Annotated in this window: 17 protein-coding genes and 1 other RNA gene; 9 read left to right on the top strand and 9 right to left on the bottom strand. The window is 69.4% G+C overall.

Annotated elements, in window-relative coordinates; genetic code table 11:
* Positions 1–46 precede the first annotated feature (46 nt).
* On the top strand, positions 47–1,540 hold the full coding sequence (sucB, locus tag ASD23_RS07090; protein WP_056008666.1) for a 2-oxoglutarate dehydrogenase, E2 component, dihydrolipoamide succinyltransferase: 1,494 nt from the start codon (positions 47–49) through the stop codon (positions 1,538–1,540).
* Here sucB and ASD23_RS07085 read toward each other — a convergent pair.
* Complete coding sequence (locus ASD23_RS07085) at positions 1,537–3,102, bottom strand: hypothetical protein (RefSeq protein ID WP_056008662.1); 1,566 nt, start codon at positions 3,100–3,102, stop codon at positions 1,537–1,539. The genes sucB and ASD23_RS07085 overlap by 4 nt on opposite strands.
* Before the next feature lie 108 nt (positions 3,103–3,210).
* On the opposite strand from ASD23_RS07085, the gene lipB reads away from it, so the two are divergent.
* The 3 genes from lipB to ASD23_RS07070 all read left to right on the top strand — a co-directional run bounded on the left by lipB (position 3,211) and on the right by ASD23_RS07070 (position 5,618).
* A complete protein-coding gene (gene lipB, locus ASD23_RS07080) occupies positions 3,211–3,846 on the top strand; it encodes a lipoyl(octanoyl) transferase LipB (RefSeq protein WP_056008659.1) in 636 nt (211 codons plus the stop codon).
* Entirely contained in the window at positions 3,843–4,832 is a 990-nt protein-coding gene (gene lipA, locus ASD23_RS07075; protein WP_056008656.1) for a lipoyl synthase, read from the top strand. The genes lipB and lipA overlap by 4 nt, the downstream gene beginning before the upstream one ends.
* 72 nt (positions 4,833–4,904) lie before the next feature.
* Positions 4,905–5,618: a DUF4191 domain-containing protein gene (locus tag ASD23_RS07070; protein ID WP_056008653.1), complete on the top strand. Its 714-nt coding sequence runs from the start codon at positions 4,905–4,907 to the stop codon at positions 5,616–5,618.
* A 98-nt stretch (positions 5,619–5,716) separates the two neighbouring features.
* Here ASD23_RS07070 and ASD23_RS07065 read toward each other — a convergent pair whose 3' ends face one another.
* Positions 5,717–6,151, bottom strand: a complete 435-nt coding sequence (locus ASD23_RS07065; RefSeq protein WP_056008649.1) for an RDD family protein — start codon at positions 6,149–6,151, stop codon at positions 5,717–5,719.
* Positions 6,152–6,288: 137 nt separating this feature from the next.
* Here ASD23_RS07065 and glnA point away from each other — a divergent pair, with 137 nt between their 5' ends.
* The gene (glnA, locus tag ASD23_RS07060) at positions 6,289–7,713 is read left to right on the top strand and encodes a type I glutamate--ammonia ligase (protein WP_056008646.1); all 1,425 of its coding nucleotides are present in this window, start codon (positions 6,289–6,291) and stop codon (positions 7,711–7,713) included.
* Between the two features lie 176 nt (positions 7,714–7,889).
* On the opposite strand, the gene ASD23_RS07055 is transcribed toward glnA, so the two are convergent.
* Both ASD23_RS07055 and ASD23_RS07050 read right to left on the bottom strand, forming a co-directional pair.
* Complete coding sequence (locus ASD23_RS07055) at positions 7,890–10,907, bottom strand: bifunctional [glutamine synthetase] adenylyltransferase/[glutamine synthetase]-adenylyl-L-tyrosine phosphorylase (RefSeq protein ID WP_056008643.1); 3,018 nt, start codon at positions 10,905–10,907, stop codon at positions 7,890–7,892.
* Between the two features lie 8 nt (positions 10,908–10,915).
* Positions 10,916–12,271, bottom strand: coding sequence for a glutamine synthetase family protein (locus ASD23_RS07050; protein ID WP_056008641.1), 1,356 nt, complete (start codon positions 12,269–12,271; stop codon positions 10,916–10,918).
* A 99-nt stretch (positions 12,272–12,370) separates the two neighbouring features.
* Between ASD23_RS07050 and panB the strand changes: the two genes are divergently transcribed.
* Positions 12,371–13,255 (top strand): 3-methyl-2-oxobutanoate hydroxymethyltransferase, encoded by an 885-nt coding sequence (gene panB, locus ASD23_RS07045; RefSeq protein WP_056008636.1) that lies wholly within the window; start codon positions 12,371–12,373, stop codon positions 13,253–13,255.
* A gap of 27 nt (positions 13,256–13,282) precedes the next feature.
* Here panB and ASD23_RS07040 read toward each other — a convergent pair whose 3' ends face one another.
* Positions 13,283–13,468, bottom strand: coding sequence for an SPOR domain-containing protein (locus tag ASD23_RS07040; protein WP_056008634.1), 186 nt, complete (start codon positions 13,466–13,468; stop codon positions 13,283–13,285).
* An 11-nt stretch (positions 13,469–13,479) separates the two neighbouring features.
* Here ASD23_RS07040 and map point away from each other — a divergent pair, with 11 nt between their 5' ends.
* From map to ASD23_RS07025, 3 genes are all read left to right on the top strand, one after another.
* Entirely contained in the window at positions 13,480–14,346 is an 867-nt protein-coding gene (gene map, locus ASD23_RS07035) for a type I methionyl aminopeptidase (RefSeq protein WP_056008631.1), read from the top strand.
* A 36-nt stretch (positions 14,347–14,382) separates the two neighbouring features.
* Positions 14,383–15,135 (top strand): polyphosphate--glucose phosphotransferase, encoded by a 753-nt coding sequence (gene ppgK / locus ASD23_RS07030; RefSeq protein WP_056008627.1) that lies wholly within the window; start codon positions 14,383–14,385, stop codon positions 15,133–15,135.
* Between the two features lie 160 nt (positions 15,136–15,295).
* Positions 15,296–16,204, top strand: a complete 909-nt coding sequence (locus ASD23_RS07025) for a patatin-like phospholipase family protein (RefSeq protein WP_056008624.1) — start codon at positions 15,296–15,298, stop codon at positions 16,202–16,204.
* 54 nt (positions 16,205–16,258) lie between these two features.
* Here ASD23_RS07025 and rnpB read toward each other — a convergent pair.
* The 4 genes from rnpB to ASD23_RS07010 all read right to left on the bottom strand — a co-directional run bounded on the left by rnpB (position 16,259) and on the right by ASD23_RS07010 (position 19,680).
* Positions 16,259–16,636: RNase P RNA component class A (gene rnpB / locus ASD23_RS15630), an RNA gene on the bottom strand.
* A gap of 94 nt (positions 16,637–16,730) precedes the next feature.
* Positions 16,731–17,468: a zinc ribbon domain-containing protein gene (locus tag ASD23_RS07020; protein WP_056008621.1), complete on the bottom strand. Its 738-nt coding sequence runs from the start codon at positions 17,466–17,468 to the stop codon at positions 16,731–16,733.
* Between the two features lie 58 nt (positions 17,469–17,526).
* Positions 17,527–18,345, bottom strand: coding sequence for a Nif3-like dinuclear metal center hexameric protein (locus ASD23_RS07015; RefSeq protein WP_056008618.1), 819 nt, complete (start codon positions 18,343–18,345; stop codon positions 17,527–17,529).
* Positions 18,346–18,450: 105 nt separating this feature from the next.
* Positions 18,451–19,680 (bottom strand): NAD(P)/FAD-dependent oxidoreductase, encoded by a 1,230-nt coding sequence (locus ASD23_RS07010; RefSeq protein WP_235507676.1) that lies wholly within the window; start codon positions 19,678–19,680, stop codon positions 18,451–18,453.
* Positions 19,681–19,777 lie beyond the last annotated feature (97 nt).

Raw genomic sequence — 19,777 nt, 5'->3', positions numbered from 1 at the left:
TGCAATAAGCTAGAAAGCGTTCCCACGCTGTGAAGGAGACAAGCGCATGAGCGAATCCGTCAGCCTCCCGGCACTCGGAGAGAGTGTCACTGAGGGCACGGTCACCCGCTGGCTGAAGAATGTCGGCGACCGTGTCGAGGTCGACGAGCCGCTGCTCGAGGTCTCGACCGACAAGGTCGACACCGAGATCCCGTCGCCCGTCGCGGGTGTCATCGAGGCGATCCTCGTCCAGGAGGACGAGACCGCCGAGGTCGGCACCGCGCTCGTGACGATCGGCGATGGATCGGGTGCAGCTGCTGCTCCCGCCGCGCCCGAGGCCGCAGCGCCCGCGACCGAGGCTGCTCCGGCGGCCCCTGCAGAGCCCGAAGCACCGGCCGCCCCCGCGGCGCCGGCCGCCGAGCCGGTTGCCCAGGCACCCGCAGCTCCGGTCGCCGAGCCGGTCACCCAGGCACCGGCAGCTCCTGCTGCGCCGGTCGCCGAGCCGGTCGCCCAGGCACCTGCTGCTCCGGCTGCACCGGTCGCCGAGCCCGTTGCCCAGGCACCTGCTGCTCCTGCTGCTCCTGCTGCGCCGGTCGCCGAGCCCGTTGCCCAGGCACCTGCTGCTCCTGCTGCGCCTGCCCCGACCGGTGGCTCGCACGCCGGTCCCGCCGGCTACGTCACGCCGATCGTCCGCAAGCTCGCGAACGAGCAGGGCGTCGACCTCGCCAGTGTCACCGGCACCGGTGTCGGCGGTCGCATCCGCAAGCAGGACGTCATCTCCGCGAACGTCGCGCCTGCGGCGTCCGCTGAAGCGGCTCCCGCACGTCAGCCGCTCGAGGTCTCGCCGCTGCGCGGCACCACCGTGCCGATGACGCGCCTTCGCAAGGTCGTCGCCGAGCGCGCCGTCGTCTCGATGACGTCGACCGCGCAGCTCACGACGGTCGTCGAGGTCGACGTGACCCGGGTTGCGCGCCTGCGCGACAAGGTGAAGGGCGACTTCCTCGCGAAGACCGGCAACAAGCTCTCCTTCCTGCCGTTCTTCGCCATGGCCGCGGCCGAGGCACTGCGTGCGTACCCGATCATCAACTCCACGGTCGACGGTGACAGCATCGTCTACCCGGCGCAGGAGAACATGAGCATCGCGGTGGACACCGAGCGCGGACTCCTCACCCCGGTGATCCGCGACTCGGCCGAGCTCGACATCGCCGGCCTCGCCGCGCAGATCGCCGACCTCGCCGAGCGCACGCGCAACAACCAGCTGAAGCCCGACGAGCTGTCCGGGGGCACCTTCACCCTGACGAACACCGGTTCGCGCGGTGCGCTCTTCGACACGCCGGTCGTGTTCCTGCCGCAGTCGGCGATCCTCGGCACCGGCACCGTCGTGAAGCGCCCCGTGGTCGTCTCGACCGACGGCGCCGACGCGATCGCCGTTCGCTCGATGGTCTACCTCGCGCTCTCGTACGACCACCGGATCATCGACGGCGCCGACGCAGCCCGCTTCCTCACCGCCGTCAAGCAGCGGCTCGAAGAGGGCGCGTTCGAGTCGGACCTCGGCATCTAGTCGAAGATCTCTCGGAGTCGCCAACCGGCCTCGCCCCTCATCACGAGGAGCGAGGCCGGTTCTCGTTCGCCCGATGCATAGGGAACGGTGACGAGTACCGCCGAACCCATCTCGGCGGTCACAGCGGCGCCAGAGGCGTCGAACGCCGGCGGCGCTTCTCCGCCGTCGCGCGCGATGCCCATCGCCGCGACTTCGGCGGCTTCAGCAGCGGAACCGGGCTGGAGGATCGACTCGAGACATGCCAGATCGAGCCGGTCGAAGCACTCGGCACGCTGCACGAGCAGCGCCTGAACGGCAGCCACAGGGTCGTCACCGGAGACCGCATCGAGCGAGGGCGGGTTCGTCGCCGGGTCACGGTCGGAGGTCTCGGCCACCGGCGCAGCGGTCCGGGCTCCAGTCTCGGAGGGCGCGGCATCGACCGACTTCGGCGGCACGAGCGTCAGCAGCAGGACCAGCGCTCCCCCGCCGATGAGCGAGGCGACGACGAGTGCCGGGCGTCGCCGCCGCAGCATCGCCTGCACCCCCTTCCTGACGTCCGGCGGCGCGCCTCGTGCTTCGGGAGCCTCGGCGACGTCGCCGCTCCGACGACCATCGGCGAGGAATGCAGGCCACTGCGCGAGGTCGAGGACGGCACGGATCGCGCTCCGCGCCGGCGGGTCGGATGCGCCCCCGTCATCTCCGTCGTACGCACCGTCGCGCCGGTCGGCCCGCGTCCCGAGCTCGAGCGGCACCGTCACTCGCGAGGGCAGCCCCCTTGGAGCGGCGGCGGCGATGCCGCGGACCGGAGCCGGATCGGCGGCTGCGAAGAGCGCACGCTCGAGTTCCGCCTCGCACGGAGCGAACGGCCGCATCGTCAGACGTGACTCCACGAGATCGAGGACGTCCGCGAAGAGTTCCGGTCGCTCGGTCGCCGCCACGACCTCGGCGACCAGCTCGGCAAGGGCGACGTGGCCCGCGCGAAGCAGCGGTGTGCGTTCCTGGGGCGACACCGAGAGCCGCTCGAGCCCGCCGAGGCCGATCAGTCGGGGTCGCCCTCGGCCGTCGAGCAGCACGTCTCCGGGCGACAGCCGGGTGTGGACGAATCCATGACGCGCGAGTTCGCCGACCGCGACGGCGATCGGGGCGAGCACGGTCACCGCTTCGCCCGGGGCGAGACGGCGCTCGGCGATCACGCGGGAGATCGGGGCGCCGGCGATTCGTTCGACGGCCAGCGCGCAGCGCCCGTCGTCGAGTGTCGCGATGTCGAAGAGGGCGGGCAGCGACCCCGACGCATCCGTCGACATCGCCTCGATCTCGAGAGCGATCGCCGCTCCGCTCGCTGCGGCGTCGTAGACCCGTACGACCACGAGCGGCGCCGGATCCTCGGCAGGGCCGTCGACGGCCGCGAGGAAGACATCGGCACGTTCACCCGATGCGATGCGCCGGAGCAGGCGATAGCCCGCGAGCGTCGTCTCCGATGGCGGGCGTCGATCGCGCGCCGGCTCGGAGCTGCCGCCGGGACCGGAGGCGGAGTCGGGTGCCTGGCCGTGGCCACGGCTCTTGCGTCTGCTGGATCGAACCATGCAGCCAGCGTGCTCCGCGATCCGCGCCGCCGAGGCACCCGCCGCATGTCTGGGGAAGCCGCCCTGTCGACGACCGCTGTCGAGGACGAGTGACCTAAGCTGGATCCCATGCTCGACATCGTCGTCACGGGGCTAAGCGCCAACTCCGTGCCGTACATCGAGGGTCTCGACCTTCAGCGCGCCGTCCATCGCGCGGTTGTCAGGGGCGAACGCCCCGACACCGTACTCCTCCTGGAGCACCCCTCCGTCTACACCGCCGGCAAGCGCACAGCGCCCGACGAACGGCCGACCGACGGGACTCCCGTCATCGACGTCGATCGCGGTGGCAAGATCACCTGGCACGGCCCCGGCCAACTCGTCGGCTATCCGATCCTGCGCCTGCCGGAACCGATCGACGTCGTCGGATACGTCCGGCGGCTCGAGGGCATCCTCATCGACGTGCTCGCGGGCATCGGTCTCGAGTCGCGTCGCGTCGACGGCAGGTCCGGCGTCTGGGTCGGGCCGCCCGGCCACGAGAACAAGATCGCCGCCATCGGCATCAGGGTCGAGAACGGCGTCACCATGCACGGCTTCGCCCTCAACGCGAGCAACGAGCTCGATGCCTACGAGCGGATCGTCGCCTGCGGCATCCGGGACGCGGGAGTGACCACGATCAGCCGTGAGCTGGGTCGCACCGTGAACCCGGTCGATCTCGTCGAGCCGATCTCCGCGCGATTCCGCGCCGAGGCGGCGATCGCCGCGTGAGCACCGCACCCGAGGGGCGCAAGATGCTGCGCCTCGAGATCCGCAATGCCCAGACGCCGATCGAGCGCAAGCCCGAGTGGATCAAGACGCGAGCGAAGATGGGGCCCGAGTACCGGGCGCTGCAGTCGCTCGTGAAGAGCGAGGACCTGCACACCGTGTGCCAGGAAGCCGGATGCCCCAACATCTACGAGTGCTGGGAGGACCGCGAGGCGACCTTCCTCATCGGCGGATCGCAGTGCACCCGGCGCTGCGACTTCTGCCAGATCGACACGGGCAAGCCCGCCGACTTCGACGCCGATGAACCCCGTCGCGTCGGCGAGTCCGTGCTGCGCATGCAGCTGCGCTACTCGACCGTCACGGGCGTCGCCCGCGACGACCTGGCCGACGGCGGCGCCTGGCTCTACGCCGAGACGATCCGCGAGATCCACCGTCAGTCGCCCGGCACCGGAGTGGAAATCCTCGTGCCGGACTTCAACGGGGTGCCCGAACTGCTGCAGCAGGTGTTCGACGCCGAACCCGAGGTGTTCGCGCACAACGTCGAGACGGTGCCTCGCATCTTCAAGCGCATCCGCCCGGCCTTCCGGTACGAGCGATCACTCGACGTGATCACGCAGGGACGCGAGGCCGGCCTCATCACCAAGTCGAACCTCATCCTCGGCATGGGCGAGGAGCGGGACGAGGTGTCGCAGGCGCTCCAGGACCTGCACGACGCGGGGACCGACATCATCACGGTGACCCAGTACCTGCGTCCGAGCCCCCGGCACCTGCCGGTGGCCCGGTGGGTTCGACCCGAGGAATTCGTCGAGATCAAGGAGGAGGCCGAGGCGATCGGATTCCTCGGCGTGCTCGCCGGACCGCTCGTGCGCTCGTCCTACCGCGCAGGTCGCCTCTGGGCGCAGTCGATGCAGGCGAAGGGGCGACAGCTGCCCCCCGAGCTCTCGCATCTCGCCGATGCGTCGCTCGGCTTCGCCCAGGCGGTCGGCTAGCGGCATCCGCCGTCTCGGACCGTGCGCAGATCGCGGTCCGAGACGGCCCTCCGCGCCGGTATCCTTGAGAACATGGCACGCACCAAGGACGCATCGAAGGCTCAGAAGGAGCCCGGCCGCATGAAGCAGATGTGGCAGGTCTTCCAGATGACCCGCCGCTACGATTCCACCGCGCAGTGGCTGATGCTCCTCGGTTTCCTCGCTCCGGTACTCGTGAGCCTGGGCCTGGCGCTCTGGCTGAGCGAGGGCAACGGCTTCACGATCGCCCTCTGGGTCGTCGCGGGCGTGCTCGCCGGCCTCCTCATCGCGCTCGTGATCCTCGGCCGTCGTGCCGAGCGCGCCGCGTACTCGCAGATCGAGGGCCAGCCCGGCGCGGTCGGTGCGGTTCTCCGCAGCGGCCTCCGCGGCGGTTGGGTCGGCAACGAGATGCCCGTCGCCGTCAACGGCAAGACCCAAGACGCCATCTACCGCGCCGTCGGTCGCGGCGGGGTCGCGCTCATCAGCGAGGGTCCCGTCTCTCGCACGAAGCGCATGCTCGACGACGAGCAGCGCAAGGTCACCCGCATTCTCCCGAACGTCCCGGTCACGCAGATCTCGGTCGGCGACGACCACGGATCGATCGCGCTCCACAAGCTTCCCGTGACGCTCCGCAAGACGAAGAAGGCGCTCACCAAGCCCGAGGTCCTCGCGGTCTCGAACCGCCTCAACTCGCTCCAGTCCTCCCTGCCGATCCCCAAGGGCATCGACCCGATGAAGGCGCGGCCGCAGCGCGGCAAGATGCGCTGACCCGGCACTGAACGAAACGAACGCGGCATCCGATGACGGATGCCGCGTTCGTGCTTCAGGGAGCGGATGCCTCGGCGCCGCCGGAGCGGATGGGGACCTCAGTAGCGGATGAGCACCGTGCCGGCGACCTTGTCGTGGAAGCCGCGCTGGTCGGAGTCCCACACGAGGGCCGGCACCACGATGAGCAGCAGCGCGGTTCGCTTGACCGGGCGCCAGACGCCGATCCAGCCGCCCTCGAGCGGGATGACCCGCATGCCGAGCAGTCGATGTCCGATGCTGCCGCCGATGGTGGGGATGAAGACGATCTGCAGCACGGCGAACACGAGCGGCGTGACCCAGGTGTAGGCGACCGACTCGTACGGCGTGAAGAGCAGCGAGATGAGCATCGCGCTCGCCCAATCGACGAGCAACGCGGCGATGCGGCGACCGGCTCGGGCCACGGAGCCGCGCCCTTCACTCGGCAGCCCGAGCCGCTCCCCCGGCCACCGGCTCGGCTCGAGGTCTCCGAAGGTCTGGGGTTTCGCGTCAGGCACCCGATGAGTCTACCGAGCCCCGCTGGGCGTAACATGGCCGAAACATTCCGGTCACGGGTGGGAAACGGCACCCGGCTAGCGTCGCTACCGGCTGTGAAAGTCCGTCCGGTACTAGTCCTCTTGGAGACTGCGCAAACATGTTCAGCGATTCGTCCGAAGTTCTCAAGTTCATCAAGGAGACGGATGTCAAGTTCCTCGACATCCGCTTCACCGATCTTCCGGGCGTGCAGCAGCACTTCAACATCCCGGCCTCCACTGTCGATGAAGAGTTCTTCACCGTCGGCCAGCTGTTCGACGGCTCCTCGATCCGCGGCTTCGCGAACATCCACGAGTCCGACATGCAGCTCATCCCCGACGTGACGACGGCGTACATCGACCAGTTCCGCGCCGAGCGCACGCTCATCATGGTGTTCGACATCTACAACCCGCGCAATGGCGAGATCTACTCGAAGGACCCGCGTCAGGTCGCCAAGAAGGCCGAGAAGTACCTGGCTTCGACCGGCATCGCCGACACCGCGTTCTTCGCCCCCGAGGCCGAGTTCTACATCTTCGACGACGTGCGCTACGAGGTCAACCAGCACTCGAGCTTCTACTCGGTCGACTCCGAAGAGGGCGCCTGGAACTCCGGCCGTGTCGAAGAGGGCGGCAACCTCGGCAACAAGACCCCCTACAAGGGCGGCTACTTCCCGGTCAGCCCCGTCGACAAGACCGCAGACCTGCGCGATGACATCACGCTCAAGCTCATCGACGCAGGCTTCGTGCTGGAGCGTTCGCACCACGAGGTCGGCACCGGCGGCCAGCAGGAGATCAACTACCGCTTCGACACCATGGTGCACGCGGCCGACGACATCCTGAAGTTCAAGTACATCGTCAAGAACACGGCCGACCAGTGGGGCAAGAGCGCGACGTTCATGCCGAAGCCGCTCTTCGGCGACAACGGCTCGGGCATGCACACCCACCAGTCGCTCTGGAGCGAGGGCAAGCCCCTCTTCTACGACGAGGCGGGCTACGGCGGGCTCTCCGACCTCGCGCGCTGGTACATCGGCGGCCTGCTGAAGCACGCCCCCGCGGTGCTGGCCTTCACGAACCCGACGGTGAACTCCTACCACCGCCTCGTTCCGGGCTTCGAGGCTCCCGTCAACCTCGTGTACTCGGCGGGCAACCGTTCGGCATCGATCCGCATCCCGATCACGGGCACGAACCCCAAGGCCAAGCGCATCGAGTTCCGCGCGCCGGATGCCTCGGGCAACCCGTACCTCGCGTTCGCCGCGCAGCTCATGGCGGGCCTCGACGGCATCAAGAACCGCATCGAGCCGCACGAGCCCGTCGACAAGGACCTCTACGAGCTCCCGCCCGAGGAGGCCAAGGCGATCCCGCAGGTTCCCGGCTCCCTCGGTGAGGCGCTCGACGCGCTCGAGGCCGACCACGACTTCCTCCTCGAGGGCGGCGTGTTCACCAAGGAGCTCATCGAGACGTGGATCGACTACAAGCGCGAGAAGGAGCTGAAGCCGCTGGCTCAGCGTCCCCACCCGTTCGAGTTCGAGCTCTACTACGGCGTCTGATCCTGCAGCCCCCTCTGCAGTCCCCAGGATCCGAAGCTGCATCCCCCCTGCAGCCGTAGGATCCGACCTTGGATGGGCCCGCACCGCTTCGGCGGTGCGGGCCCATTCGTCGTTCCACGGCATCGCGGCGCCAAGCACCGATCGCGGTGGGATCGCCGTCTACAGCGCGGTCCGGCTCAGCTGATGGATGGCTCGCGCCGCGGTTCGACCCCGTAGAAGCCGCGATCGAAGACGACTCGAGCGCGTCGCGTGACGTGCAGGTAGTCCTGTTCGAGCTGGGTCGCCGAGCCCGGTGGGTAGCCCATGATGCGGGCGACGCCCTCGAGCTGCGAGCGCTCGACGGGCAGCACGTCGGTCGTGCGGTCGAGCCAGAGCGTGAGGGCGGACCGGGCTCGCGAGGCGAAGATCCACGCCGCGCGAAGGGTCTCGGCATCGGATGCTTCGACGAGATCATGTTCGACCGCAGCGGCCAGCGCGTCGAGCGTCGACGTCGTGCGCAGCGCCGGAACGGCGGCGGCGTGCTGCAGCTGGATGAGCTGCACGAACCACTCGACGTCGGACAGCGATCCGCGCCCGAGCTTCAGGTGGCGGGTCGGGTCGGCACCCTGCGGCAACCGCTCGTTCTCGACGCGAGCCTTGATGCGCTTCACCTCGCGCACGTCGCGCTCGCTGATCGCCTCGGGGTATCGCACGGTGTCGGCGAGCTCGGTGAACTCTTCGATGAGTGCGCGGTTGCCGGCCACCCCGCGGGCCCGCAGGAGTGCCTGGGCCTCCCAGGTCAGCGACCACCTCGCGTAGTACGCGCGGTAGGCGTCGAGTGAACGGGCGACGACGCCGTTGCGGCCCTCGGGGCGGAGATCCGCATCGAGGTCGAAGGGCAGGCGCGCGTCTTCGCTGAGGCGCACGAGTTCGGAGACGATGCGGAGCGCCCGCGAGTGGGCCGCGTCGGGCGCGGCATCCGTCGGGCGGTAGACGTAGATGATGTCGGCGTCGGAACCGATGCCGAGCTCGCGGCCGCCGAAGCGGCCCATGCCGATCACGGCGAACTCGATGCCGTCGGGCTCGGCGCCGCGGATCGCGGCGACGAGGGCGGCGATGTGGTTCTCGGTGACGTCGCTGAGCGCGTGGCCGAGCTCCTCGACGGTGCAGACGTCGAGGATTCCGGACAGCGCGAGCCGCAGCACCTCACGGCGACGGATGGCGCGGAAGATCTTGGCGGCGACGTCGGGCTCCTCGTGGCGCCGGAGCACGGCCCGGCCCTCGTCTTCGAGGGCCGCGATGGATCGAGGCCGCAGCTCGTCGAGGTCTTCGAGCCACGCGACCGATTCGGGGCTGCGCTCGAGCAGCTCGGCGGCGAAGCGGGATCCCGAGAGCACCCTGGTCAGCCGCAACGCCGCGTCGGAGGAGTCGCGGAGCAGCCGCAGATACCAGTGGGTCGTACCGAGGGTGTCACTGAGACGCCGGAACGAGAGCAACCCGAAGTCGGGGTCGGTGCCGTCGGCGAACCACGAGATGAGCACGGGCATGAGGTTGCGCTGGATCTGCGCGCGCCGCGAGACGCCGGTCGTGAGCGCCGCGATGTGGGCGAGCGCTCCACGCGGGTCACGGAAGCCGATCGCGGCGAGACGCGCTTCGGCCTGCGCGCTCGTGAGTCCGAGACCGGATGCCGGCAGAGCCGCCACAGCCGACAGCAGCGGCCGGTAGAAAAGGCGTTCGTGCAGGCCCCGCACCCGCAAGCGGGTGGCGTGCCAGACGGCCATGAGCTCGTCTGCTGTGCGACCGAGGCCCGAAGCACGGGCGAGCACGCGGAGCCGGTGCTCGTCACGGGGCATCAGGTGCGTGCGGCGCAACCGCTCGAGCTGCACCCGGTGCTCGAGCACGCGCAGCACACGGTAGTCGCGCGCGAACTCGGCCGCCTCCTCGCGGCCGACGTAGCCGAGCTCGGCGAGAGCGGCGAGGGCGGGCAGCGTTCCGCGCTGGTGGATGCCGTCGTCGGACGCGCCGTGCACGAGCTGCAGCAGCTGCACCGTGAACTCGATGTCGCGGATGCCGCCGGGCCCGAGCTTGATCTGCACGTCGACCTCGTCGGCCGGGATGTGCTGGGTGACTCGCTCGCGCATGCCCTGCACGGACTCGACGAAGCCCTCGCGACCAGAACTCGACCACACCTTCGGCGCGACGCCGGCGATGTAGCGCCCGCCGAGCTCGAGGTCTCCGGCGAGCGGCCTCGCCTTCAGCAGCGCCTGGAACTCCCAGCTCTTCGCCCACCGGTCGTAGTACTGCAGATGCGACTCGAGCGTGCGCACGAGCGCGCCGTCCTTGCCCTCGGGGCGAAGGTTCGGGTCGACCTCCCAGAGCGGCGGCTCGATGCCGGGCTCGCCGATGATGCGCATCGTCAGCATGGCGAGCCTGGTCGCGATGTCGAGCGCCCTCGGCGTGGAGACGATCTCTTCATCGGCAGACTCGGCGACGAAGATGACGTCGACGTCGCTCACGTAGTTGAGCTCGCGAGCGCCGGCCTTGCCCATGCCGATGATCGCGAGCCTCGTGGCCTCGACCTCCGCGATGGGATAACGCCCAGGCGCCGCCGGCTCCCCCGGTGTGCGGCCGACGACACGACGAGCGGCCGCGAGCGCCGCATCGAGCGTCGCGCCGGCGAGATCCGCGAGACCCGCGGCGACGACGTCGACGACGTCGACCGCATCGGCACGCGTGAGGTCGTACACCGCGACATCCGCGAGCAGCCGGCGGTACCGGATGCGGATCGCCCGCGCGGCCGCCTCCGTGACGTCGGCGGTCGCAGCGGGGACGTCGTCGAGCGCGGCGAGCAGCGATGCACGTGCCTCGCCGACGCTCGGGGGCGGACCTGGCACCTGCGCGAACATCGCGAGATCCGACGGATGCCGCAGCAGGAAGTCGGCGAATCCGCGTGACGCCCCGACGAGGCGAACCAGACGCGCCGCGGCGTTCTCGTGCTCGAGCACTGTCGCGAGCTCGTTCGGCGCCTGTTCGTGGAGTCGCGCGACGACCGCAAGCGCCTCGTCGGGATCGGCAGCCTGGGCGAAGACCTCGAGGAGCGAGTCGAGCTCGACGCCCGTGCCGGTCGACAGCGATTCGAGCGCCGATGCGGCGCCGCTCAGATCGCCGAAGCCCGCACGAGCGACTCTTCCGAGCGTGGGGGCCTGACGAGACATCCGCTGCGTCAGAGGATCTCGAGGTTGCGCTGCAGCTCGAACGGGGTGACCTCGGAGCGGTAGTCGCGCCACTCGGCCCGCTTGTTCGCCAGCACGTAGTTGAACACCTGCTCGCCGAGCGTCTCGGCGACGAGCTCCGACTCCTCCATGAGCTGCACCGCGTGATCGAGGCTCGCGGGCAGCGGGTCGTAGCCGAGTGCACGTCGCTCACGATCGGTCAGCGCCCACACGTCGTCTTCGGCCTCGGGCGGAAGGTCGTAGCCCTCCTCGATGCCCTTCATGCCCGCGGCCAGCAGCAGCGAGAATGCGAGATACGGATTCGCCGCAGAGTCGATCGCCCGATACTCGACCCGAGCGCTCTGCCCCTTGCCGGGCTTGTACAGCGGCACGCGCACGAGCGCCGAACGGTTGTTGTGCCCCCAGCAGACGAAGCTGGGCGCCTCGGCGAGCTTGTCGGGCCCGACCCCGCCCCAGAGCCGCTTGTACGAGTTCACGAACTGGTTCGTGACGGCGGTGATCTCTGGAGCGTGGGTCAGCAGTCCGGCGATGAACTGCCGGCCGACCTTGGAGAGCTGGTACTGCGCACCGGGCTCGTAGAAGGCGTTTGCATCGCCCTCGAACAAGGACATGTGGGTGTGCATGCCACTGCCCGGCTGGCCGGAGAACGGCTTCGGCATGAACGTCGCGTAGACGCCCTGCTCGATCGCGACCTCTTTGATGACGGTGCGGAACGTCATGATGTTGTCAGCGGTCGTCAGCGCATCTGCGTAGCGCAGGTCGATCTCGTTCTGGCCCGGGCCCGCCTCGTGGTGGCTGAACTCGACCGAGATGCCGAGGTCTTCGAGCATGCGCACCGAGCGACGGCGGAAGTCGTGTGCGGTGCCGCCGGGAACGTTGTCGAAGTAGCCGGCGGAGTCGACGGGCTCGGGGCCGGATGCCCCGTACTTCGACGACTTCAGCAGGTAGAACTCGATCTCGGGGTGCGTGTAGAACGTGAATCCGCGATCGGCTGCACGTGCGAGGGTGCGCTTCAGCACGTTGCGCGGGTCGGAGACCGCGGGCTCGCCGTCGGGCGTCGTGATGTCGCAGAACATGCGCGCCGTGGGGTCGATGTCCCCGCGCCAGGGCAACGTCTGGAACGTCGTCGGGTCGGGGTAGGCGAGCAGGTCCGACTCGAAGGTACGGCTGAGGCCCTCGATGGCCGAGCCGTCGAAGCCGATGCCCTCGGTGAACGCCCCTTCGACCTCGGCCGGCGCGATCGCCACCGATTTCAGGGTTCCGACCACGTCGGTGAACCAGAGCCTGACGAACTTGACCCCTCGCTCCTCGATCGTGCGAAGAACGAAGTCGCGCTGCTTATCCATCCACACCCTCTCTCGCACCTCTCAGCGTACTGGCTCGCGGTGCTCGCTCGCGCTCGCGCGCGAGGCGGCGACGGATGGCGCGTGTGCCAGACTGGCCCCATGTCAGGCGAGCCCCAGAACGCAGCATCCGACACGTCGGCCGGCACCGAGCAGAACCCCTACGGCGGTGCCGCCGCATCCGGAGGGCCGAAGCGCGTGCGCACCCGGCATTTCCAGAATGCCAAGCGCGACGGAATCAAGATCACGGGCCTCACGAGCTACGACCAGCTCACCGCTCGCATCTTCGACGAGGCCGGCATCGACTTCCTGCTCGTCGGCGACTCGGCCGGCAACAACGTCTTCGGCTACGAGACCACGCTGCCTGTCACGGTCGACGAACTGATCCCGCTGACCCGCGCGGTCGCCGGGGCCGTCAAGCGCGCCTTCGTCGTCGCCGACATGCCGTTCGGGTCGTACGAGAACGGCCCCGAAGACGCCCTCCACACCGCCGTGCGGTTCATGAAGGAGACCGGGGCGCACGCGGTGAAACTCGAGGGCGGAGAGCGAAGCCACAAGCAGATCCGTCGCATCGTGGCTGCTGGAATCCCCGTGATGGCGCACATCGGCTACACGCCGCAGAGTGAGCACGGCCTCGGCGGCCACGTCATCCAGGGGCGCGGCGAGGGCGTCAAGCGGTTGCTCGCCGATGCCAAGGCCGTGCAGGACGCCGGCGCGTTCGCCGTCGTGCTCGAGATGGTTCCGGCAGATGCCGCGCGTCAGGTCACCGAGCTGCTCGAGATCCCGACGATCAGCGTCGGAGCCGGCCCGCACACCGACGGCCAGCTGCTCGTCTGGACCGACTGGGCGGGCCTCACGATCGGTCGTGTGCCGAAGTTCGTGAAGCAGTACGCCGACCTCTCGGGCATCCTCAGCGCCGCCGCCAAGGAATGGCGCACCGACGTCGAGGCGGGCGTGTACCCGAACTCCGAGCACTCGTACGAGTAAGGCAGGCGGCGAGGCCGACCCGACGACTCAGTCTTCGGCGGCCTCTTCTTCGGCCCACTTCGCGCTGTTCGCGCGCAGGATCTCGAGCGCCCGTTCGGCCTCGGCACGAGTCTCGAAGGGCCCGACCCGATCGACCGACGGCGACACGAATCCCTGCTCCACCTCACCGGTGTTCAGGTTGTACCAAAACATGTGCTCGACATCCTCGGCCATAGGCTGATCCTATGCCCAAGGACGCCTCAGGCCACCTGATCCCCGGACGCCTGTCGCCGCTTCGAGCGGTGCCCGCCTCGATCCCGCGACCCGAGTACGTGGGCAAGCGCGCGCCGGCCCCGTACTCCGGCGGTGATCGCTACACGCCCGAAGAAGTCGAGCTCATCCGGGCAGCCGGGCGTGTCGCGGCGGGTGCGATCGAGGCGGCGTCGGCAGCGATCCGCCCCGGCGTGACGACCGATGAGCTCGATCGCATCGCACACGACTTCGTGGTCGCGCACGGCGCCTACCCGTCGACCCTCGGCTACCGGGGGTTCCCGAAGTCGTCGTGCACCTCGGTCAACGAGGTGATCTGCCACGGCATCCCCGACGACACCGTGCTCGCCGACGGCGACCTCGTGAACATCGACGTCACGGCGTACCTCGACGGCTACCACGGCGACCTCAACCACACGTTCGTCGTCGGCGAGGCGGACGAAGCGACCGTCCAGCTCGTCGAGCGCACCCGTGAAGCGCTGCGCCGCGGCATCCGTGCCGTCGCTCCCGGCCGCGAGGTGAACGTGATCGGCCGCGCGATCGAGGCGTACGCGAAGCGCTTCGGCTACGGCGTCGTTCGCGACTACACGGGCCATGGGGTCGGACGGGCGTTCCACTCGGGGCTGATCATCCCCCATTACGACGCCCCCGAGTTCGACACCGTGATGGAGCCGGGCATGGTCTTCACGATCGAGCCGATGCTCACGCTCGGCGGCGGCATCGAGTGGGACGTCTGGGCCGACGACTGGACGATCGTGACGCGCGACCGATCGCTCACCGCCCAGTTCGAGCACACCCTCGTCGTCACCGAACGCGGAGCCGAGCTCCTGACGCTGCCCTGAACGGCACCCGCACGGGCCCGCGATAGTGTGGCCGCTATGGCGACACAGCACGCGATCGGGATCGACATCGGCGGCACGGGCATCAAGGGCGCGGTCGTCGACCTCGGCACCGGCGAGCTCCTCTCGGATCGGCGCAAGGTCGCGACGCCCGAGGGCGGTCGCCCGACGGACATCCTCGCCGCGACCGCCGAACTGCTCGACGGACTCTCCGACGAGTTCGGCGACGCACTCCCCCTCGGCGTGTGCTTTCCCGCGATCGTCAAGCACGGCCGCACCCTCTCGGCGGCGAACATCTCGAAGGAATGGATCGGCCTGCCCGCCGAGGAGCTCTTCGAGGAGACGTTCGGCCGCGAGATCCACTTCATCAACGACGCGGATGCCGCCGGCTACGCCGAGGCCCGCTACGGCGCCGCCGTCGACGCTGACGGCCTCGTGATCCTGACGACGCTCGGCACCGGCATCGGCTCCGCGTTCCTCTACGACGGCGTGCTCGTGCCGAACACCGAACTCGGGCACATCGAACTCGACGGGCGTGAAGCCGAGAAGAACGCGGCGTACTCGGCGATGGAACGGGACTCGCTCGACTGGCAGGAATGGGCGAGCCGGCTGCAGCGGTTCTACGCGCACGTGGAGTTCATCTTCTCCCCCGACCTCTTCGTGGTCGGCGGGGGCGTGTCGAAGCACCACTCCCAGTTCCTGCCGCTGCTCGACCTGAAGACGCCGATCGTGCCGGCGGTGCACCGCAACAACGCGGGCATCCTCGGCGCGGCGTCCCTCGCGGTGCACTAGGGCGGGCGTGCTAGCGTACCGATGATCGTGATCGACGACCAGGAGGTGAGACCCATGAACGCAGTATCCGCAATGGGTGCTCCCCCGCAGTCCGCGATCGCGCGACTGAAGTAGTCGCAACCGGGAGCGCCCCACACGCAATTCGCGAAAGGCGACTCCCATGCACACGACATCTTCAACGCACGACCACCACTCGCGAGCCCTGGTGCTCGCCGGCGCCGGCGCGGCCGGCAACGCCTGGCAACTCGGGCTCATCGCGGGCCTGTTCCACGACGGCGTCGATCTCACCGAAGCCGACGTCATCATCGGCACGTCCGCGGGATCGACGGTGGCTGCCCAGATCACGAGCGGCACCCGGCCGGCCGAGCTGTACGCGGCCATCCTCGCCGAGCCGCTCCAGCCGCAGGCAGCATCCGTCGGATCCGATCGGAGGCGGGCACCGGCGCTCTCGGGGCCGAACTACATGGCGTGGTCGAGCCGGATCATCGACTCTGCTGCTGATGTGAGCGACATGCGTCGACGCATGAGCGCTGCAGCGCTCGACCTCGATTCCTCCGACGGCTCGGGTGCGTCCCGCTGGCGCGACATCGTCGCCGCCCGGCTTCCCAACCACGACTGGCCGCGGCAGCGCGTGCTCATCCCCGCCCTCGACGCTCGCACGGGCGAACCGGTCGTGTTCGACCGCGAGAGCGGAATCAACCTGGTCGACGCCGTCGCCGCCAGCACCTCGGCCCTGACGCCGTATCGCATCGGAGACGACCGCTATCTCAACGGCGGATACCGGCGCAGCTCGAATGCCGACCTCGCGGCCGGATACGAACGTGTTCTCGTGCTGGAGCCGTTCAGCGGGAGGTCGCGAACGCCCGCCGAGTGGGGTTTGGACCTCGCAACGCAGGTCGAGGAACTCCGAGCGGGTGGCAGCCTGGTCGAGACGGTCTTCCCGGATGCCGCCTCGGGCGACGTGTTCAACGCCAACGCGCTCGATCCGGCGACCCGCCGTCCGGCGGCGCGAGGAGGCTACGACCAAGGTCGATCCCTCGCAGCGGCGCTCGCCGAGTTCTGGAGCTGACGCTCGGCAGGGCCCTCTCGGGAGATGGTGCCGCCAGTCGATGTGCGAAGAGTGCGAATGGGCCGGCTGATACGCCGGGTTCTGTTCACCGGGCGCTTTCGCGACACCGGCTGGACGGCCATCTCTCTCGGGACTACGTTGCCGCAGCCCTCCAGCGGTCCACCCGGGAACGGGACGGGCAGCCCCATCGTTCCCTGTCTGACCTTGCTCCGGACGAGGTTTACCGAGCCGACCGCGTCACCGCGGTCGCTGGTGGGCTCTTACCCCACCGTTTCACCCTTACCCGGCGCTTGCGCACCGGGCGGTCTGCTTTCTGTGGCACTGTCTCGCGGGTTGCCCCGGGTGGGAGTTACCCACCGTCCTGCCCTGTGGAGCCCGGACGTTCCTCGGCGCACGACCGAAACCGTGCGACGCGACCGTCTTGCCGACCCACTCGCGGTTCAAGTCTATCGTCGGCGGCCGGGACCGGATCGCCGAGGCATCCGATCGCCGACCACCGTTGCCCGATCCCAGGGTCGGCTGCGGCTCAGAGACCCGACTCGTCGGTGCGCACGAGGATGCGATCGCACTCGGGGCACAGCACGACCTCGTCGGGCGCTGAGCGACGTACCGACTCGAGGTCGGAACCGGTGAGCGTGATGCCACAGCCACCGCACGTTCGGGCGCGAAGGAGGGCGGCTCCGACTCCCCCGCCGCGCACACGACGCTGCTCGTAGAAGGCGAGCAGCCGCTCGGCGACGCCCTCGGCGACGACGGCACGATCGCGTTCGGTCTGCTCGCGCTGGACGCCGAGATCCCCGGCAGCCTCGTCGCGCTCGGCCTCGAGCGCTGCCACCTCGGTGATGATCGCCTCGCGCTGCAGGTCGATGCTCGAGACGGCCACATCGGCCTCCTCGACGCGCTCCATCACCACGAGCTCTTGCTCTTCGAGGTCGTTCAGCCGCCGTCGGAGCGAGGCGAGCTCGGACTCGAGCGCCGAGACATCCTTCACCGAGGAGGTGTGCTGCAGGCGCTCGCTGTCGCGCGCGATGCGGGCCTCGACGATGGCGACATCGGACTCGAGCCGCTTGAGTTCGACGCGGGCGTCTTCGAGCGTGCCGAGCGCCTCGGCACGCGTGCCGCGCACGGCCTGGTCGCGTGCTGCGAACTCGGCGAGCCGGCCGGCCTGCGGCAGCGAGCCGAGCTTGTGCGCGAGCTGCGCGAGGCGGGTGTCGAGGGACTGCAGTCGCAGCAGCTGTTCCTGTTCGGCGGGGCTGGCCTTCACGTGGTGCTCCTCAAGGGATCGGGTCGTCGGTGAGGACGGGGGTCGGTGGGGCGGCTGGTCACTGCACGATCTGGAAGTCCCAGGGATCGGTGCGCAGTTCGGAGACGGTGACGACGAGCTCGGGGTGGGCTGCACCCAACTGCGCGGCCGCGACGTCGAGCCAGAGCCACTCGCTCGCCCAGTGGGAGACATCGAGCAGCGCCGGTCCGCCGGTGAGCTTCGCCTGCTCGCGTGCTTCCGACGCGGGATGGTGGCGGAGGTCGGCGGTGATGTAGGCGTCGGCGCGGCGCACCGCGGGGTCGCCGAGCAGCGAATCGCCGGCGCCGCCGCAGACGGCGACCGTCTCGACGGGGTCGTCGAAGCCGCCCGAGACGCGCACGCCCGTCGCCGTCGGAGGAAGGAGGTCGGCGAGCATGCGTGCGAGACGACCGACGGTAGTGGGTTCGGGCAGGCGACCGACGCGGCCGAGCCCCAGCGACGGGTCGGTCGACGGCTGGATGGGCGTGGTCTCGACGAGCCCGAGGCGGTCGGCGAGCACTGCGGAGGTACCCGCGGAGACGACATCCGCGTTGGTGTGGGCGGTGACCAGTGCGCACTCCGCACGGATCAGTCGCGCGAGCAGCGAGCCCTTGTACCGGTCTTCAGCGATCGAGGTGACGCCGCGCAGGAGCAGCGGATGATGCGCGATCACGAGGTCGGCACGCTCGGCGATCGCCTCGTCGACGGTCTCGACCACGGCGTCAACCGTGAAGAGCACTCGCCGCACCGGGGCGCTCGGGTCGCCGGTCACGAGCCCCGGCGAATCCCACGACTCCGCACCCGCGGTCGGCCAGAGACGTTCGATCGTCGTCAGCAGGTCGGCGAGGGTGGCGGTCACCCGCTCAGCCTACCTTCGGAGCACCGTCTCGGTCTGCTGCGGCATCCGTCATCGCCGTCCGGTCCGTGCGCTCTCGAGTGCAGCGGTCGAGGATGCCGCGGGGGTTCACAGCTCCTCCAACGGAACCCGCTCATCGGCGAGACGCACCGGGTCGACATGGTTGCCGCGACGGATGACGCCCTGCACCGCTTCGTTGACGTCCCACACGTTGACGTTCATGCCCGCGACCACCCGGCCGTCGGCGATCCAGAACGAGATGAACTCGCGGGCCGCCCGATCGCCGCGGTACACGATGTCGGCGCCGCCTGCGAGCGGACCGAAGCCCGAGTACTCCATGCCCAGGTCGTACTGGTCGGTGTAGAAGTACGGGATGTCGTCGTAGGAGACCGGGCTTCCGAGCATCGAGCGGGCGGCAGCGGCGCCGCCGTGCAGGGCGTTCGCCCAGTGCTCACTCCGGAGCCGTATGCCGGCCAGCGGATGATACGCCTCGGCGATGTCGCCCGCCGCGTAGACATCGGGCAGATCGGTGCGGAGGCCGGCGTCGGTGAGCACGCCCGAGTCGATCGCGGCGCCGGCGCCGCGGGCGAGGTCGAGATTCGGGATCGCGCCGACCCCGACCAGCACGAGGTCGGCGGCGAAGAGCTCGCCGCTGTCGAGTCGCACACCCGTGGCGCGGCCGTGCTCGCCCGTGATCTCGGAGACGACCACGGAGGCTCGCAACTCGACGCCGTGCTCGACGTGCAGTTCGGCGAACATGCCTCCGAGCTCATCACCGAGCGCGTTCGCGAGCGGCACCGGATCGCGCTCGAGGACGGTCACCTCGTTGCCGAGGGTGCGCGCCGTCGCGGCGACCTCCATGCCGATCCAGCCGGAGCCGATCAGCACGAGTCGCCGTCCGCCGTCGGCGAGCTCGTCGTGCAGCGCCTCGGAGTCATCGAGCGTGCGGAGCGTCCGCACGCCGTGCAGATCTGCGCCGGGGATCGTCAGCCGCCGAGCGGTCGACCCGGTCGCGAGCAGCAGCGCGTCGTAGTGGAGCGGCGGCCCCGAGTCGAGGTGCACGCTGTGGGCCGCGGGATCGAACGAGGTGACGGTGGTTCCGAGCCGGAGGTCGATCTCGCGTCGGCGGTACCACTCCGACGACTCGACGAACACCGAATCGCGATCGGCGGCGCCGGCGAGGAAGTCCTTCGACAACGGCGGACGGATGTACGGATGATGCGCCTCGTTCGCAATCAGGTGGATGCCGCCGTCGAAGCCCTCCTCTCGGAGTGTCTTCGCCGCAGTGGCGCCGGCGAGTCCCCCGCCGACGATGACGAAACTCGGCGCCTGGGTCACGATGGTCCGCCTCTCGATGCGATTCGAGCACATCTCATGTTCCCGACCCTACGAGTCGCGATTTCTTAAGTCAACGACGCTTGTTTTAGATTCCTTC

The organism is Agromyces sp. Root1464 (genome assembly GCF_001427265.1).
GTDB classification, from domain to species: domain Bacteria; phylum Actinomycetota; class Actinomycetes; order Actinomycetales; family Microbacteriaceae; genus Agromyces; species Agromyces fucosus.
Note: the sequence above shows the minus strand (reverse complement) of the source record. Positions and strands in the feature narration are given on the sequence as shown.

What these genes read in the sequence shown, in the direction of transcription:
- sucB (WP_056008666.1), top strand. Translation starts at nt 47, where the DNA reads ATGAGCGAATCCGTCAGCCTCCCGGCACTCGGAGAGAGTGTCACTGAG.
- ASD23_RS07085 (WP_056008662.1), bottom strand. Translation starts at nt 3,102, where the DNA reads ATGGTTCGATCCAGCAGACGCAAGAGCCGTGGCCACGGCCAGGCACCC.
- lipB (WP_056008659.1), top strand. Translation starts at nt 3,211, where the DNA reads ATGCTCGACATCGTCGTCACGGGGCTAAGCGCCAACTCCGTGCCGTAC.
- ASD23_RS07070 (WP_056008653.1), top strand. Translation starts at nt 4,905, where the DNA reads ATGGCACGCACCAAGGACGCATCGAAGGCTCAGAAGGAGCCCGGCCGC.
- glnA (WP_056008646.1), top strand. Translation starts at nt 6,289, where the DNA reads ATGTTCAGCGATTCGTCCGAAGTTCTCAAGTTCATCAAGGAGACGGAT.
- ASD23_RS07055 (WP_056008643.1), bottom strand. Translation starts at nt 10,907, where the DNA reads ATGTCTCGTCAGGCCCCCACGCTCGGAAGAGTCGCTCGTGCGGGCTTC.
- ASD23_RS07050 (WP_056008641.1), bottom strand. Translation starts at nt 12,271, where the DNA reads ATGGATAAGCAGCGCGACTTCGTTCTTCGCACGATCGAGGAGCGAGGG.
- panB (WP_056008636.1), top strand. Translation starts at nt 12,371, where the DNA reads ATGTCAGGCGAGCCCCAGAACGCAGCATCCGACACGTCGGCCGGCACC.
- ASD23_RS07040 (WP_056008634.1), bottom strand. Translation starts at nt 13,468, where the DNA reads ATGGCCGAGGATGTCGAGCACATGTTTTGGTACAACCTGAACACCGGT.
- map (WP_056008631.1), top strand. Translation starts at nt 13,480, where the DNA reads ATGCCCAAGGACGCCTCAGGCCACCTGATCCCCGGACGCCTGTCGCCG.
- ppgK (WP_056008627.1), top strand. Translation starts at nt 14,383, where the DNA reads ATGGCGACACAGCACGCGATCGGGATCGACATCGGCGGCACGGGCATC.
- ASD23_RS07025 (WP_056008624.1), top strand. Translation starts at nt 15,296, where the DNA reads ATGCACACGACATCTTCAACGCACGACCACCACTCGCGAGCCCTGGTG.